Annotated in this window: 12 protein-coding genes and 1 pseudogene; 6 read left to right on the top strand and 7 right to left on the bottom strand. The window is 48.0% G+C overall.

Translation table 11 applies throughout. The features are described from left to right. On the bottom strand, nucleotides 1-1,026 hold the full coding sequence (locus DXB18_RS04070) for a nucleoside hydrolase (RefSeq protein ID WP_118706130.1): 1,026 nt from the start codon (nucleotides 1,024-1,026) through the stop codon (nucleotides 1-3). Between the two features lie 434 nt (nucleotides 1,027-1,460). Between DXB18_RS04070 and DXB18_RS16115 the strand changes: the two genes are divergently transcribed. Further along, nucleotides 1,461-1,610, top strand: coding sequence for a hypothetical protein (locus tag DXB18_RS16115; RefSeq protein ID WP_154106752.1), 150 nt, complete (start codon nucleotides 1,461-1,463; stop codon nucleotides 1,608-1,610). Between the two features lie 107 nt (nucleotides 1,611-1,717). Here the strand turns inward: DXB18_RS16115 and DXB18_RS04075 are convergent, their stop codons facing one another. Together DXB18_RS04075 and DXB18_RS04080 are read right to left on the bottom strand one after the other, a co-directional pair. Continuing rightward, entirely contained in the window at nucleotides 1,718-3,031 is a 1,314-nt protein-coding gene (locus DXB18_RS04075; RefSeq protein ID WP_118706132.1) for an SLC13 family permease, read from the bottom strand. Between the two features lie 15 nt (nucleotides 3,032-3,046). Then, nucleotides 3,047-3,910 (bottom strand): DUF6282 family protein, encoded by an 864-nt coding sequence (locus DXB18_RS04080; protein ID WP_118706134.1) that lies wholly within the window; start codon nucleotides 3,908-3,910, stop codon nucleotides 3,047-3,049. Between the two features lie 141 nt (nucleotides 3,911-4,051). On the opposite strand from DXB18_RS04080, the gene DXB18_RS04085 reads away from it, so the two are divergent. Beyond that, nucleotides 4,052-4,978, top strand: a complete 927-nt coding sequence (locus DXB18_RS04085) for a LysR family transcriptional regulator (protein WP_118706136.1) — start codon at nucleotides 4,052-4,054, stop codon at nucleotides 4,976-4,978. Here DXB18_RS04085 and eno read toward each other — a convergent pair. Continuing rightward, nucleotides 4,975-6,270 carry a phosphopyruvate hydratase gene (gene eno, locus DXB18_RS04090; protein ID WP_118706138.1) on the bottom strand — a complete coding sequence of 432 codons (1,296 nt, stop codon included), beginning with the start codon at nucleotides 6,268-6,270 and terminating at the stop codon, nucleotides 4,975-4,977. The two genes, DXB18_RS04085 and eno, sit on opposite strands and share 4 nt — an antisense overlap. Before the next feature lie 243 nt (nucleotides 6,271-6,513). On the opposite strand from eno, the gene DXB18_RS04095 reads away from it, so the two are divergent. Further along, nucleotides 6,514-6,732 (top strand): FeoA family protein, encoded by a 219-nt coding sequence (locus DXB18_RS04095; protein WP_118706140.1) that lies wholly within the window; start codon nucleotides 6,514-6,516, stop codon nucleotides 6,730-6,732. Between the two features lie 98 nt (nucleotides 6,733-6,830). After that, nucleotides 6,831-8,813, top strand: a complete 1,983-nt coding sequence (locus DXB18_RS04100; protein ID WP_182430464.1) for an EAL domain-containing protein — start codon at nucleotides 6,831-6,833, stop codon at nucleotides 8,811-8,813. 3 nt (nucleotides 8,814-8,816) lie between these two features. Here the strand turns inward: DXB18_RS04100 and DXB18_RS04105 are convergent, their stop codons facing one another. Beyond that, nucleotides 8,817-9,986, bottom strand: coding sequence for an enolase C-terminal domain-like protein (locus tag DXB18_RS04105; RefSeq protein ID WP_118542022.1), 1,170 nt, complete (start codon nucleotides 9,984-9,986; stop codon nucleotides 8,817-8,819). A 275-nt stretch (nucleotides 9,987-10,261) separates the two neighbouring features. Here DXB18_RS04105 and DXB18_RS04110 point away from each other — a divergent pair, with 275 nt between their 5' ends. Beyond that, nucleotides 10,262-12,175 (top strand): sigma-54-dependent Fis family transcriptional regulator, encoded by a 1,914-nt coding sequence (locus tag DXB18_RS04110; RefSeq protein ID WP_118706144.1) that lies wholly within the window; start codon nucleotides 10,262-10,264, stop codon nucleotides 12,173-12,175. A 43-nt stretch (nucleotides 12,176-12,218) separates the two neighbouring features. On the opposite strand, the gene DXB18_RS04115 is transcribed toward DXB18_RS04110, so the two are convergent. Both DXB18_RS04115 and DXB18_RS04120 read right to left on the bottom strand, forming a co-directional pair. Further along, nucleotides 12,219-13,553, bottom strand: a complete 1,335-nt coding sequence (locus tag DXB18_RS04115; protein WP_118706146.1) for an MATE family efflux transporter — start codon at nucleotides 13,551-13,553, stop codon at nucleotides 12,219-12,221. 83 nt (nucleotides 13,554-13,636) lie between these two features. After that, complete coding sequence (locus DXB18_RS04120; RefSeq protein ID WP_118706148.1) at nucleotides 13,637-15,328, bottom strand: AAA family ATPase; 1,692 nt, start codon at nucleotides 15,326-15,328, stop codon at nucleotides 13,637-13,639. 609 nt (nucleotides 15,329-15,937) lie between these two features. On the opposite strand from DXB18_RS04120, the pseudogene DXB18_RS16315 reads away from it, so the two are divergent. Continuing rightward, a pseudogene (locus tag DXB18_RS16315) lies at nucleotides 15,938-17,020 on the top strand (pyridoxal-phosphate dependent enzyme); the annotation flags it as partial. Nucleotides 17,021-17,023: the final 3 nt, after the last annotated feature.

The following is a 17,023-nucleotide window of genomic DNA, read 5'->3' on the forward strand; positions in this document are numbered from 1 at the left end:
TCATACCGTATTCCGCACCTGCTCATTCACGCCCACAAGCATCTCCAGCAGATCCAGCTTCTCCACCGGTATCTTCAAAATTTTTGAGAAAAACAGCTGAAAGAATTTCAGCACATTCCCCTCGGTCAACACCCGTGCATTTGCCGGTTTCCGGTAAAAATGCATGGAATCCACAACCGTCTGGCCAATCGAAATCCCGCCTGTCTCCACCGCCGTGTAGGCATCAAACCCACTGCAGATGGAACGGTCCGCAAAATACGCCACCGCCAGCGGATCATTGATCACACAGCCGATCAAATGCTCCCACTCCCAGTGGAAATCAAAATAAAATTTCGTGATCGCCTGCACAAAATTTCCCGTTTCCGCATCCAGACGCTTCATATATTCCAACAGGTTCGGCGTCAGCACAATCTTTCTTGTGACATCCAGCCCCACCATGAAAATCTTCTTTCCAAGTTCCGCCATTGTCTCATAGACCAGTGCTGCTGCATCCGGGTCAGCCCAGTAATTGTACTCTGCTACCGGGGAACAGTTTCCGTGGCTGCGAAAACTTCCGCCCATGGAAACGATCTCATCAATCATTCCAAACGCTTCCCGGTCTGTTTCGATCATCCGCGCCAGGTTCGTCATCGGTCCAAGCGCAATCACAGAACAACCGCTGCCCTCTGCCGCACAGGTACGCACCTTCTCACATAAGAAATCTACCGCCGTCTGGCTCTGTTCATACCCTTCTACTTCTGGAAGGAAACTCTCACCGAGACCATCTTCCCCGTGCGTATCCAATGCATTTACATACTCCCGTTTGAGCGGCACCGCCTCTCCGCGAAACACCGGAATCTCCAGCCGGTCCATCTGTTTCAATACTTTTTTCGCATTGCCTGCGCCCATCTCCACCGGGGAATTGCCGCAGACAATGGTGATCCCTTCCACCTGCAATTCCTCCATGGACAATGCCAGCATGATAGCCAGGCTGTCATCAATCCCGGGATCGCAGTCGATGATCACACGTCTCTTTTCTTTCTCCATTTTTTGCCCTCTTTCTTTGCAAAGACAGGGCCTGTTCCATATATTCTCTGCAAACTGCCAGAGCAGGTTTCTTTGAATTCAGGACAACAAAAAAGGTACTGTCTTTGCGTATTTTCTGAGGACCTCAGATAAACACACAAAAACAGCACCTTGTTTTTTGTCTGCCTAGTTTTTTATCCTGGGAGGTTCCCGAACCAGTCGGCAGAAAATATCTGCCATTTTGCTGCAGAAATAACTTTTAACTTTCTCCACAGCCGAGATAGTATAGCACAGAAAGGACCAGGGCGTCAAATAATCTTTTCATTTTTCCCTCGCCATGGTAAAATGTAACGAGCGCAAGAAAGCCAGGAACGTGCCTGCACGGTCCTGGCGAACGGCAAGGCAATCAAGTGACGCAAGTCACAAGATCATTCAAGAAAGGATGGAATCATTCGATGTTCAGAAGAAAAAATACAGGCGGCTACGTCTTAAAGCTCAGCCCACAGGGCCCGAAGATGCGTTTTAAATCCGAGAAAGAAGCCAATGAATACCTGGCAAAGCTGAAAGAGAAAAACGCAAAATACCGCAATAACGAAAACAACTAGCACAATTTTCGAACGTCACACAGCCATATGGGTGACATGCCTTACAGAAAAAACTGCCACTTCCCACTACTACAGGCAATGGCAGTTTTTTCTTTCATATTAAACTATCATAAAATCATCGCAAGCGCAAAGTTAAACACCGCTCCAAACACCACACTGATCGGCACTGCAACCATCAGCAGACGGTTGAACAGCATATTCCGGTCTTCTTCTTTCGGAGTGGAACCCAAAATTAGGGAACCGCCGGAAGAAAACGGGCTGATGGAACTGGACTGTGCTCCGATCACGGTGCAGGCAAACAAGGCCGGGGCGCTTAATCCTGCAGATGCCGCAAGGTTTGGAATCAGCGGGAACAAGGCCGGTGCTACGACACCAGTTGTGGAACTAAAGAAACTCATGATCGCGCCAACGATACTAAATGCGATCGGTACCAGCGGCTTCGGCACGTTCGAACCGATCCAGGTCGATAACGCATCGATCGCTCCAGCCTCCACGGCTACTGCGATCAGCATACCGGCTCCGGCGATCATCACGATGGTATTCCACGGGATTCTTGCCATGGCTTCTTTCTGCGGTGCCAGGTTTAACAAGAGTGCAATTACTGCAAAAATAATGGCTACCAGACCGACATCGACTTTGCTGCTGACATAGCTGATCATTGCATTCTGCGGCATCAGGACCTGCAGAAGCGGAAAAATCAGGACAACTACCATCATGATCATCATCAGGGAGAGGGTAATTTTCTGTTCTTTTGTAAATGCCTCCGGCTTCTGGAAAGTAACGCCTTTTCCGATGTTGCGGTTTTCTTTAAAACCGAAACGGAAGATGGTTACCAGAATCAGGGAAAACAGAACCGAGAACAGGAAAATCTTCATTTCCATGCCGAAGGTCTCGACTGCTGGCACATCCAAAGATGCCTCAAATGCTGTATCTGCCAGACCGCGGAAGATCACGCCCAGGTTGGATGTCGGAAAGTTTCCGCCAGCCAGTGCTCCGCAGTTAATGGCAACTGCACCAGTCAGCTTGTCCATTCTGGACTCATCACAGATCACCAGGGTGATCGGGGCAAGGAATGCCAGAACGGTGAAATAGGTAGCTCCCATGACGGATAAGATCACCGCTACGGCAAGCAGCGCATAAGGAAGAAGCCCCGGAAATTTGCGGCACGCATATAAGAGCGCACCTGACATTTTCTCCAGTGTTCCATTGATCGCCGCAAAATTGTAAAACAGCGAAACCGATAAAATGACAAACATGGTGCTGGTCGGCCAGTAACCAATAACCTGTTTCGGCTTTAAGCCCATCACAAAACATCCAATGATATAGGCAAATACGATACAGAAAAGTCCCGTGTTAATCTTCGTTTTGTACCCCAGAAAGATAGCCAGGGCAATCGCTAACATGATTGCTGCACTTAACATTTTCTTCTCCCCCTTTTACTCTTCGATCCCAAGAAGCCGGTATGGAATGGTTCTTGTCATGTAAGCAACCTGTTCTTCCGGAATTCCATGATCCACCAGATACTGCATATATTCTTCCAGAGCCAATTCCCAATGCGGGTTTTCCGTCTGTCCGCCATCGGTATCTACCATCACATGTTCATATCCCACTGCTTTGATGATTTCCAGATTGTCCGGCAGATTGCTCTTATACGTTCCTCCTCCCATATTCTGGGCATAGCAGCGCTCCAGGATCACATCGTAATCTTTTACCAGTCGGATCTGGTCTTCCATACTCATGTCCACAACCCACCACTCCGGATGTGTGACCACGATTTTCTTTACCCCCACTTGCTTTGCTGCCTCGATCACAACAAACGCTTCTTCCGGGGAAACGTGTGCAGTTCCAAGCACCACGTCATAATCTTTGATCAGCTGGAATACAGTAAGAAGCTCCGGGACTACCCTGCCATCGCGCACCAGTTCAATTCCATTTGCCGGATCCTGTCCCATTTTTTCCAGATGACGTTTCGCAGACTGGGTCGGAAGCCAGATTTCTTTTGCCCCCAGCTTTAATCCCTTTTCCACAGCCTCCGGATTGATTCCTCCGATCACTTTATTCATGACAACACCGCCATACATGGTAAATCCGGTGTTTTCCCCGTAAACCCGTTTCACATACTGGTTTGCCATATACGCACGGTTCACCGTAAAGCCAAGATGCGATTTGATGACAATGGCTTTCGCTCCCACGCGGATGGCCGCATCCGCCAGCTCAAAATCATCGTAAGCTCTCCATCTTAAATCCGGATTGGTGTGCACATGCATATCGCATACGCCCTGTAAGGATACTTTTCCCATTCCATACTCTCCTTTTTCTGTTTTGATTCTCATCTGCTTAAGCGTGTCTTTATTGTATTCAGTTTTTGATAGCGGGAAAAGGCAAAATATGTTATACTTGCCATCGGAAAAACCGATTGCTTGTTGAAAGGGGATTTTGTTTTGGAAATCAAAGAATGGAATTATCTGATCGCGATCGCGGAAGAAAAAAGTATTTCAAAAGCGGCTGACCGGCTCTATATGGCACAGTCCAGCCTGAGTCAGTTTTTGCAGACGATGGAAAGCAATCTGGACAGTAAACTGTTTGTCCGCACCTCCAAAGGCGTCCGGCTGACCGAAGCCGGAAATATCATGCTGAAATATGCTTACGCAACTTTATCGGAATATCACAGAACGCAAGATGAGATCCAGGATCTCAAAGAACTAAAAAGCGGAAGCGTGATCCTTGGAATCAGCGGTTTTCGCGGTTCCTATCTGCTTCCCCCGGTACTCAATGCTTTTAAACTGGATTACCCCGGAATCCGGGTTCAAATCGTGGAAAAGAACTCCATGGCACTGGAGCAGATGCTCTTAAACGGCGAGATTGATGTAGCTCTCCTGGTTCTCCCTGTCTCCGATTCCAGGCTTGACCCAACCTTTGTCATGAACGATGAAATCTGTCTGATCGCCCATGAAAACCATCCGATTATGAACGATGCAAAGCAGTTTTCCAAAGCAGACCAGACGACTTCCCGCATTCCCTGCTATGTCAATCTGACCGATGCCATCCAATACGAATTTTTCTTAAGCGGCTATGACACAATCCTTGGGCGGGAAGGACGCCGTATTTTCCATAAAAACGGACTCCAGCCCATCACCTGCAACGAATCGCTGACAGCACTGCTTGCTGCCGCGTTGGCCGCTGCCGGTCATGGGCTGGCATTTACTTACTATAGTTCCCGGCATTATTTCCGGGATGCAAAATTTTTGTCCCTCGGCTCGGACGGAGCCTCCGTAAAGCTTGCCACTGCACTTCCACCTGGGCGCTACCACTCGAAAGCGGCCCTGGCCCTGCAGGAAGTGCTTTTGAAAATTCTTGCAAACGACTAACGCTTAATATTGAACGCCTTCACACCCGGAAACTGTGCTGCCACGCCAAGCTCCTCCTCGATGCGGAGCAGCTGGTTGTATTTTGCCACACGCTCACTTCTGCTCGGTGCGCCGGTCTTGATCTGGCAGGTGTTGAGCGCTACAGCCAGATCTGCGATCGTGGTGTCCTCAGTCTCACCGGAACGATGGGATGCAATTGCAGTATAGCCTGCTTTGTGTGCCATCTTGATTGCCTCCAGAGTCTCGGATACGGTACCGATCTGGTTTAACTTGATCAGGATGGAGTTGCCGCAGCCAAGCTCAATGCCCTTTGCAAGACGCTCGGTGTTGGTTACGAATAAGTCATCACCAACCAGCTGAACCTTATCGCCAAGTTCTTTGGTCATCATCTGCCAGCCTTCCCAGTCTTCCTCATCCAGACCATCCTCGATGGAGTAGATCGGGTACTTCTCGCACAGGTTCTTCCAGTGCTCTACCAGCTCTTTGGAAGTAAACTTCTTGCCGCTCTTCGGAAGCAGATACTCGCCCTTCTTCCCGCTCTTCCACTCACTGGATGCAGCATCCATGGCCAGGACAAAATCGGTACCCGGCTTATATCCTGCCTTCTCAACTGCTTCCAGAATTACCTGGATTGCTTCCTCATCACTGCCAAGGTCCGGTGCGAAGCCGCCTTCATCACCGACGGAAGTTGCCAGTCCTCTGGATTTTAACAGGGCTGCCAGTGCATGGAACACCTCGGTACACCAGCGGAGACCTTCTTTGAAGCTCGGTGCGCCTGCCGGCATGATCATAAACTCCTGCACATCCACGGTATTGGCTGCATGCGCGCCGCCGTTTAAGATGTTCATCATCGGAAGCGGCAGACGGTTGCCGTTTGCGCCGCCGAGGAAACGGTACAGCGGCATTTCCATAGCGTTTGCTGCTGCTCTTGCGCTTGCGATAGAAACTGCCAGGATTGCATTTGCACCCAGCCTGGATTTATCTTTTGTGCCATCGGCCTGGATCATTGCCTGGTCAATCGCATAAACATTGGACGGATCCATGCCGCACAGAACATCAGAAATGACAGTATTGATGTTCTCCACTGCTTTGGAAACGCCTTTTCCGCCAAAGCGGCTCTTATCCTGATCCCGTAATTCCAGTGCCTCAAACTCGCCGGTGGATGCGCCGCTTGGTGCCGCACCTCTGCCAACGGTGCCATCCGTTAAATACACCTCTGCTTCTACGGTTGGATTTCCGCGGGAATCGATAATCTCTCTTCCAATTACTTTTTCAATTTCCAGATACATCATAAGTCATGTCCTCCTGCCTGTGCCTTATTAAGTTAGTTATTGCTAACCAACCACAGTCTACCACACGGCACTTTTTCTGTAAATCATCCTTATTGATCACGTTTTCTCAGTATCTTCAAATTTGCTGTTTTTATTCGGAAACGAAGGACGTTTTCCTATGGAAAATGATTGACAGCATTGGGATTTATGCTATGATGTTAGCTATAGCTAACTTTCTATTAAAATGTTCCAGAGGAGGAATTTATGCCACTGAATTTAGCTGAGATCAATCAGCAATATACGGTTCAAAAAATATGCGGAGATGAGGAGCAGCGCCATTATCTGGAAACTCTCGGATTTGTAGAAAATGCCGCTGTCCGCATTCTGTCTGCCTTTTTCGGCTACTATATTGTCATGATCAAGGAGAGTAAGATCGGCATCAGCGCGGATTTTGCCAAAATGATCATCATACAGGCAGAGTAATCTGCCCATCACAGCACTGCGCTCCCGAAAAGACGCAGTTGCACGATGCCTTATCCTTTTTTTCGCGCATCGCAATGTTTTTACCAAGGAGACCTACTATGAAACGAAACAAGAGCATCCTGCATCTTTGCGAGATCATCCTCGCTGTGCTCATGCTGATTCTGATTTTAAATCTTTATCTCACCAAACTTCTGGTCGATCCCGACCTTTCTTACAAAGCCATGTACCAGTCCCTGTGTATGACACTGACATTTCTGGTTCTTTGTATTGTTCTGGCCCTGATCCAGAGAGAACTTCTGGCCCGCCTGCTCAACAATGCCTACCGGGATGTAACCGGAATCCACAACAAAAAATCGCTGGAGAAAAAGCTCCAGGAACTAAACGACCGCGCCAACACGTTTGGCGTTGGCGTTATGATGTTTGACTTAAATAATTTAAAACATGTCAATGACACCTACGGACACGAAAAGGGTGATGAATTTATTCAGGCATTTGCCTACTGTCTGACCAGGATCCTGGATGAGCACAGTTTTCTTGCTCGTTACGGCGGTGACGAATTCATCATTATCCAGGAAAATACAAAACCAGAAGACTTAAAACACATGGATCTGCAGCTGAGCACGCTGGTGCAGGAGTACAACACCCGCGCAAGCCTGCCTTTAAGCTACGCAGTAGGCTATGAAGTCAGCTACCGAAACCATTATTTTATGGTGGATGACCTGATCAATGCAGCCGATAAACGCATGTATCAGGACAAATTTTATAAAAAGGATTCCAAAAACACCAGTGAAGCGCAGAGTCAAACGAAAAACAATCCGGTGATTCCGACGGTATCCTCCGAATTTCTCGCCGAGAAGATCCGGCTGTTCCAGACCCAGGCATCCGGTAACCTTCCGATTGCCTTAATTTCTACTGATATCGACAACTTCCACTTCATCAACGATAAATACGGCTATCCGCTCGGAAATGAAATTTTAAACATTGTCTACGAGGAGCTTACTGCCTCCTCGCTTTCCCTGTTCACCGCACGTTTTTTCTCCGATGTATTTATCAGCATTGCCGATGTCAGCAGGCAAACCGGTGACGCACTCCGGGAACAGATTCAGAATCTCGACCAGAAAATCTGCAGCCGTATCCGGGACACCTACCACATCAGCTTTTTCCGGACAAACTCCGGCATCTATGTAATCCCGGAAGAGGAAACCAAGCCGGAAACCATGATTTCCTGTGCCAACGTGGCAAGACGGATTGCCAAAAAACTCATCAGCCACACCTGTCTTTACTCCGATGAGATCAACCGGAAAGAAAAAATGCAGGCGGAGATCCTGCATTCTTTCCACAGTGCCCTGGAAAACCATGAATTTGAAATTTATTTTCAGCCTAAGGTCAACACCATTTCCCAGACTGTATCCAGCGCCGAAGTCCTGGTTCGCTGGATCCGGAACGGAAAGCTGCTCTGGTCTCCGGATATTTACATCCCGCTCTTTGAGCAAAACGGATTCGTGATCGATCTGGATTATTACGTTTACGAACAGACCTTTCAGTGGCTGCGCAAATATGCAGATCAGCTTCCTGAAAAATTCCGTGTATCCTTAAATGTATCTCCGGTTCATTTCGAACAGCCCCAGACCTTCATCCAGAAGATCCAGGAATTCATCGACTCTTATGGTATCGATCCATCCCTGCTCACGTTTGAGATCACGGAATCCACCTACGTCAATAACCCGCTGGCTGTCAACCAGGTGATCCGCAGTCTTCAGAACCGCAGTATCCAGATTTCCATGGATGACTTCGGCTCCGGATACTCTTCCTTAAACACGCTGAAAGATCTGCTGTTCGACGAAGTAAAAATTGACCAGATGTTCCTTGGCGACACTCTTTCCGAAAATGCCCATATCGTCCTGCAGGAGATTTTCCATATGCTCAAACGCATGAAGAAAACCATCGTCTGCGAAGGTGTGGAAACCAAAGAAATCGCAGACTTTTTACGGCAGGAAGGATGCGACGAAATCCAGGGATTTCTGTACTACCGGCCTATGTGCCATGGGGATTTTGAGAAGCTGATGAGGTGCAGGGCATAACTCTTAGTATGCTGCACGCACCGCGAAATTGTGGTTTGCGGAATCCGCATAGAAATACCGGGTGCTCTCCAATGTTCCGTCTTTCTCCAGTTTCTCCAGATTCAGTCGGATCGGGCTTCCAGGAATGTCCGGAAGCCACAGCTTTCCGCCCTTTTCTTCTGGTTTCACGGACAGACAGTCTCCGATCGGTTCGGTCATTGGCTCATGATTCTCCAGCATCTCATTTTTCTCATAAAGCGCGCCGAACGCTGCATTGATCCACACGGTTCCACCGGAAGAAAACCGCAGCCCGTTCTTCCTTGCCATATCGCGGATCACAAGCAGGTCGCTCATCCGGCTCATCCGGCCCACCAACGGCATCAGATGGTCCACACCTTTTTCTACATATGTTTCAAATGCGAAACGGTTTCGCATCGACTCACCATAACCTACCATCATGCCAACACGTTCTCTCAGTTCTTTGATCGCATTCATATCGTGAGAATGTACCGGTTCCTCATACCAGGCCGGATGATAAGGACGAATCATATCCGCAAATTTCACGGCATCTTCCAGATCCCATACCTGGTTTCCATCCACGGCAATCTCGATATCGTCTCCAACCGCTGCTCTTACCTTTTCCATGCGCCGGACATCCCGCTCCATGTTCTTTCCCCAGTCACTTCCAACCTTGAATTTGATGGTCCGGTAACCTTCTTCTACGTAGCGCACCATGTCTGCCACCAGATCCTCATCGCTGGAAAGAAGAGAACCGCCGCCTTTGTATGCTGCAGCCCAGTCTTTTTTCGCACCAAGGAAACGGTGAAGCGGCAAATTACGTCTCCGTGCCATAATCTCCAGCATAATCAGATCGAACTGTCCAAGATCGACAATCTGTCCACTCTGAAATCCAAAGTTTCTCAGTTTCCAGTAAAGGGAATGATACCATTCCTCATATGTTTTCGTCTCGCCAGTCAGGATCAGCGGAAGAATGTTCTGCACCAGGCCGGATGAACAAAACGTTCCTCCATGATAACCCTCGGAATCATAGATATCCACCCAGCCCTGAAGCGGTACAAAACTGCCAAATCCGCCGGTTGCATCCCTCCACGGCTTTTTCACCGGAATCGGACGAAAATTATGGTAAACTGCTTTTGCAAATGTAAATTTCTCGTTTTTGTCAATTGGGAACATCTCGTTTTCCTCCTTCTGATTATTTCTCTGATTTTTTCTGATTTCCCTTCTGATTTATTTTATCTGATGTTTCCTGTGCCTTTGTTGCCTCATGCAAGTGAAGTACATTCCGCAACGCTTTGTGCTTTGGATGGTCTCATTTTATCTGCTCTCTCAAATACCGTCAACTTACGCCCTGTTTCTCTCCCATTTTCGTTTCAAATTCGTTGTATATTCGGCAGTTATGTTTTATAATTGTCTTATTATGAAACACGAACTGTTCAAGGAGCATATTTATGTCTAATATTGTCTTAATCACCGCCGGTTCCTCAATCGCCCATTACGCAGAAATGCTGCGAAAAACACTTCCTGCCCCAGAGAATCTTTCCATCGTCAACTGCTATATGGAAGAAGCCGTCAACTATGCCAGAAATCAGCTTCCAAGTGATACCGATGTTCTGATTGCCCGCGGAAACACAGCAAAGCTTCTCAAAGCCGCTCATCTTTCCATACCGATCGTAACCATACCGATCCAGGACTCCGAACTGATCCAGTCGATCGAGTCTGCAAAAAAAGCATACGATGCCAAAGACACATCCATTGCCTATCTTGGAATCGAAGATGTCCTACAGTCTGTCCGCGAATTTTTAAACCTCATGCACTGCAAGATCCGCCTCTATCCGATCAACAGCAGCCAGGACATCCGAACCGGCATTCAGCGTGCCAAAAGGGAAGGAGTAAAGGTTGTGATTGGAGGAATTTATACACAGCAGCTTGCTGCTGAAGCCGGTCTGGACTGCATTCTCCTCGAAAGTTCCCTTGCTTCTGTAAAAGAGGCTTATGAACGGGCACTGGAAGTACAACGCGGCTTCATCCTCCAACGAAAAAAAGTCCAGGAACGTACGCTTATCCTGAACTCGATTACAGACGGAATCTTAAGCATCAATGAAACCGGCAGAGTCACGGTCTGCAACCCCGCTGCTGAGACATACTTTGGCAGTTCTTCCGCCTACCTATGCGGGAAGTCGTTCGCTCCGCTGTTTCCACAGTCGGAAAAAGAGCTGATTCAAAAATGTTTTACCCTTGGTCAATCCGTTACTCATCATTCTTTTTTTCTGAATGATCAGACATTTCAACTCTCCATAAACCCCATCTTTGCCGGCAGCAGCTGCCGTGGTGCTGTACTAACCTTTTCTCCTGAAAGCTCACACTTCCGGCCAGATTCTGCAAAGCAGCGGATGCATCAACATGGTCTTACCAGCATGCAAAGCAATGCAAAGGACAATAAAAAAGGGGATTTTTCTTCCTTTTTTGAACTGACCGGAACGCACCCGCTGTTTCAGCACGCAATTTCGCTTGGAATCCGCTATGCAAAACTCTCCATGCCGGTCCTTCTGATTGGAGAAGAAGGTACCGGAAAAGAGACCTTTGCCCGGTGCATGCATCACCTCGACCCGCAAAATCCACAAATTTTCGTGAGCCGGGAAGCCTCCCTCCTCACAACAGACGATCTGTTATCAGCCAACACCGGAACGCTCTATATCCGAAATGCACACAGACTCTCCCTTTCCATGCAGGAAACGCTTTCTGATCTGCTCCGGACAGGTTCCGTACGGCTCGATTTGCAGACCCGGAAAGCGCTTCGACTGCGCCTGATGCTCGGCTCTGACCAGGATCTCTCCAAATTACTGACTTCTGGTTTTTACTACTTAGTCAACTCGCTGATCCTGCCGCTTCCATCCCTTGCACAGCGCCGCGAAGATATTCCACTTCTCGCTCACAATAAAATTTCATACTTTAATCAGCTGTATGAAAAAAGCTGTAATGATACTCCAGAATTCTGTGAAACGCTTACACTGGAAGCATGGCCTGGAAACATACGGCAGCTGGAAAGCCTGATTCAGCGCATGGTTCTTCTTTCCGAACCGGATGCTGTATTTACCGGGAAAGAGTCTTTGTCTATTCCAGACGACACTGCTTTTTACCAGCATCTGCTCCACGACTCGCCGCTTGCAAAAGCAGACTCCGACATTTCTGTTCCGGCTGCGCAGCCGGGAATTCTGATCAAAAGACGTAATGTGACCTTTGAAGAATTAAGGGAGCTGGACCGCTTTTACCACGGGAAAAAGACGCTGATCGCGCAAAAACTCGGTATCAGCCGTTCTACACTCTGGCGCTTCTATAAGATGATGGAAAACTTAAACATCTGACAAAGAAACAGGTACTGATTCTCCCCGATCAGTACCTGTTTCCTTAATCTGCAATATGTTCCTTTATAACTCTCTGATAAAACAAGATCGTCAGTGCCGTTGCAGCAAACCATCCAAATGGCCACGCCATCCAGATTCCGGTGCTTCCAAATTTCGGAGTCAGAAGCAGTGCAAATCCAATGCGCAGGATCAAATCCGGCACGGTGGCTGCCACGAAATATGCCATGGCACCGGATCCGCGGATGATTCCGTCCGTCATCAGCTTGATTGAAATCATAAAATATAACGGCGAGACAATTCTCAAAAATGCCATTCCAGCGCGGATCGCCGCTTCGCTTTCTGCCGTCAAAAACAGTCCCATCATCCTGCGGCTAAACACAAAATACAACACGACAAACGGAAGCGCCGCAAGTTCTGAAAGTTTCACTCCTGTCCGGAAGCCAAGTGGAATCCGGGCTGGTTTTCCGGCACCCAGATTCTGGGCGGTGTAGCTGGAAAGACAGGATCCAAGCGTCATAAAGGTGTTAATCGCAAATGTATTTAACTTGATCGCGCCAGAATATCCCGCCACTACAGAGGATCCATACCCATTGACAATTTCCTGCACAAACAAATTTCCCACGCTCAAAACGCTCTGCTGCAGAATGCTGGGCACGGCAATGACAATGATCTGCCAGAACAGAATTCTGTCAAACAGTGGCTGCCGTCCTTCTTCTTTTGTAAATTCCAGAAGCCGCTGCCACAACGTTACAAAAGCCAGCACGGCAGATAAACCCTGGGCCAGAAACGTAGCCCAGGCTACACCGGAAACACCCCAGCCAAACCGGGCTACAAACAAATAATCCAGAAAAATATTCCCAACAGAGGATCCCATCAAAAAATACAACGGTGTTCTGGAATCTCCAAGCGCTGTAAAAATCCCGGTACACACATTATAAAACAGAAGAAAAACCAGTCCATACACATAGATTTTCAGATACAGAACGCCATCAGCCATAATATCCTGCGGTGTGTGAATCCACCGCATCATAGCGCTGCTGCCAAAATATCCAAACACACTCAGTGTCACTCCCAGGATCAAAACCGAAAGAAACGCTGTAGACACAGCCCGCTTCAGCCCCGCCTTATCTCCAGCGCCGAATAACCTCGAGATCACAACCGATGCGCCTAAATTCATTCCTACCGCAAATGCCATATAGATTACCGTAATCGGATACGATGCCCCAACTGCCGCCAGAGCAGCTTCCCCGGCGAACCTTCCCGCGATCATACTATCCGCAATATTATAAAATTGCTGAAACATCACGCTGAACATCATTGGCAGCAAAAAGCGCCACAAAGTCCGGTCCGGATGTTCTTTCGTCAAATCTGTAATCATCTTTCTCTCCGATACCCTATATTTTTATTCCTATGTCTTTCCGCTATATTCAGATGCACCACCGCAAAAACAGGTACTGACCATCATCCAATCAGTACCTGTTTCCCTTCAAACGCAAATCCATAATGCCGGATCTGTTCTTTTCGGATTCCCTGCGCCAATAATTCTGCATCATACTGTTTTTCTTCGATCTGCTGCAATGCTGCCTGCACCGTTTCTTCCAGGGATGCTTCCTTTCGCGGATTGTGGACTTTAAATTCCAGAATCACAGCCGGTCCATCCATTCGCTGCTTTTCTTTTGGAATCATCATCACATCGTAACGTCCAAACCCACTTTCCCGGTTCGAGCGGATATCATAACGCTCTGCCTGATCTGCAAGGAGTCCCAGAACAAAACCATGGTAAAATCGCTCCGGCTCACTGTCTGAATCTTTTCCAGTATCGAAATAGCTGAATGTCGCAAGCGCCACTTCATTCATATAATAATTCATGGCATCCAGATCGCCCTGAAGCAATGCTTTCACAAACCGGTTATAACTGGTCTGTGTAACTCCGAACCAGCCCTTGAACATATTGGAAAACATGCTGGATGTCTCAAGATTTGTAATACTCAGATGATACCATGGTTCTCGCAGCAATCCACGGTATTCCACATTCTCTGCTTTTAAATAGCCGCTGGCCAGCATCAGACTCCAGATCGCACTTTCATTTTTCCCAAGCTGGTCAAACACGATCTGCTCATCAAATGTAACGGTAATCTGACCGCCTTGCAAAAGCTCTTCCATTTTTTCCTTGATTTCCGCAGAACCAGTCTGGATCAGTTTGCTGACCAGATCATTCGAACTGGTAGATGCCCAGAACGGCTGAAGCTTTGCCGTGTCCAGATAATTGGTGATCGACCATGGATTATAAATATCCTTCCTGCTTCCAAACGTGAACCCATCGTACCATTGTTTCACTTCTTCTTTTTTATCTGCAAGACCGGCCAGATCCAGTGCATCAAATACTTCTGTTTCCGTGAAACCAAAGCAGTCTGCATATTCGTCTGAAGTAATGGTGACAACCTTCAGATTATTCAGATCGGAAAATACGGATTCCTTGGATACTCTGGTGATTCCGCTCATAACAGCACGTTCCAGATACGGATTCGTTTTAAATGCTGAATTGAACAAACCACGGATAAACCCGGTAAATGCATCCCAGTATCCATAAACATACGCTTCCTGCATGGGTGTATCATATTCATCCAGCAAAATGATCACACGTTTTTTCCAGTAATGATGCAGATAATACGTTAGATTTTTTAAAGCGTCCTGTGCTGTCACCTCATCCATGTCGCAGTTCATGATTTTGGTAAACTGCTGTTTCTCCATTTCCGTAAAGCAATTCTGTTCCAGAAGGTAGCGGTGCTGCCGGTAAGTATCTCCTATGATATGGCGGATTTTCTGCACAGTGTCCGCATAGCAATTCTGTTTAACATCTGCAAAGCTCAGATAAATAACCGGATAACTTCCCTGGATTTTCTGATAAGCCGGATCTTTCCAGACAGAAAGTCCCTCAAACAAGTCGCCCCGGTTTTGATACTGCAGCGAAAAGAAACAGTTCAGCATGCTCATATTCAGGGTTTTTCCAAAACGCCGCGGACGTGTGATCAGCGTTACCACATCGTTCGACTCCCACCAGGATTTGATAAACTCGGTCTTATCTACCAGAAAACAATTCTGTTCCCGCAGCACAGCAAAATCCTGTATTCCAATGCTGATCTTCGGCTTCATACACCTCACCGTCCTTTCCTGCATTCTGATTTTCCAGACTTTTCATGGGTCTGGAAATACCCGCGATCTGTAACGCGTTTTTCTTAATTATAGCAGTCCCGTTGCATTCTGTCACGCACAAGGTATCGCGTTTTTTTACCTGTTTTTCGCACATACTATAGTATCAGAAAGTCGGGGTGATATGCAGTGCTGGCATGGATTTTTTATCTGGTAGATGCCATAAAAAAGCTGTTGTAATTCTAATAGGGCGTATAAGCTGCCGGTTGGCAGCTTATACGCCCCTGCTTATTCCACCATATTATCTTTTCAAGTCTGCTCCGGCCGCCGAGTGTTCTACGGGATATTCGAAAAGGTGAGCCTAGACACTGGCGATACGCGAAATGCGCATTCCTCCCAGAACCGGCGCAGCAAATGTATTATACTGCCAATAACAGTGAAATGCAAGTATTCCCGAGGCTTACTTATGTGAACAGTAACACACGCAATTGACAAGTCAGCCCATTCATGCTATAAAAATATTAACTTTCATACAGAATGCTTCCAGCACCCCCGGGTGCCGGGTTACAGGCATAGGACTTCACTCCGTCAGGGTTGCCAGCGGGCAGAGGGGTGAGGTCTTATGCCTGTTTTGTTATTCTGGACTTAAACAGATCATTACTTTATAATAAGCTTCTGACCCTGACACCGGAGGAATTGTCCCGCGGTATTGCGACCATCTCTTCCGGGAACCACGGAAGCTCTGTCAGCTATGCCGCATCGCTTCTTGGGATTCCAAACGCAAAGATCATTGTTCCCAGGACAACGCCGGAAAGCAAGCTGGACAAGATCCGTTACTTCGGTGCAGAGGTGCTTCTCATGGGGAACAATTATGACGAAGCCCATGCCCTCGGCATGGACTACATCAACGTCCACGGCATGACCTACATTGATGCCTACTACGATGACCCGAAGATTTACGGCGGTCAGGGAACCATCGGCATCGAAATCCTGAAACAAAATCCGGACATCGACACCATGGTCGTGCCGATCGGGGGCGGTGCCCTCATCACCGGAATCGCGGTCGCCGCAAAAACGATCAAACCGGATATCCGGATCATCGGAGTGCAGACAGAAGCCTGTCCTGCCATGATCAAATCCTATGAAGACGGGGTATTTTATAAAGATTATCCCTGTGAAAGCTCGGTCTGTGATGCCCTCATCGGTGGGGTCGGGGCACTCAGCTACCAGATGCTGAAAGATTATGCAGATAATCTCATCTCCGTTTCCGAAGAATCGATTGGAAGGGCCGTGAGTTTTATGGCCCGGAAAGAAAAATATATCGCAGAGGCCGGAAGCTGCACCACCGTAGCCGCTGTTATGGAGCAGCGTGAACGGATCGGCATTCCCATGGCTCCAGACACGGGCGTCATCGCCGACTTACATCCTGGCAGCATCGGCCGCTGTATTCTCCTGCGTGCCGATATCGATGCGCTCCCTGTCTGTGAAGAAACCGGAGTCTCCTATGCTTCGAAAAATCCAAATGTCATGCATGCCTGCGGGCACGATGCCCACATCGCCATGCTGCTTGGTGCCGCAAAGCTTTTGTTCCAGCTCAAAGATCAGATTCCCGGAAATGTACGCCTGCTCTTCCAGCCCTGCGAAGAGCTGATTTTCAGCGAAGACTGTCCAAAATCCGGTGCCCAGCTGATTCTGGAA

This window comes from Clostridium sp. OM02-18AC (assembly GCF_003481825.1).
GTDB lineage: Bacteria > Bacillota > Clostridia > Lachnospirales > Lachnospiraceae > Brotaphodocola.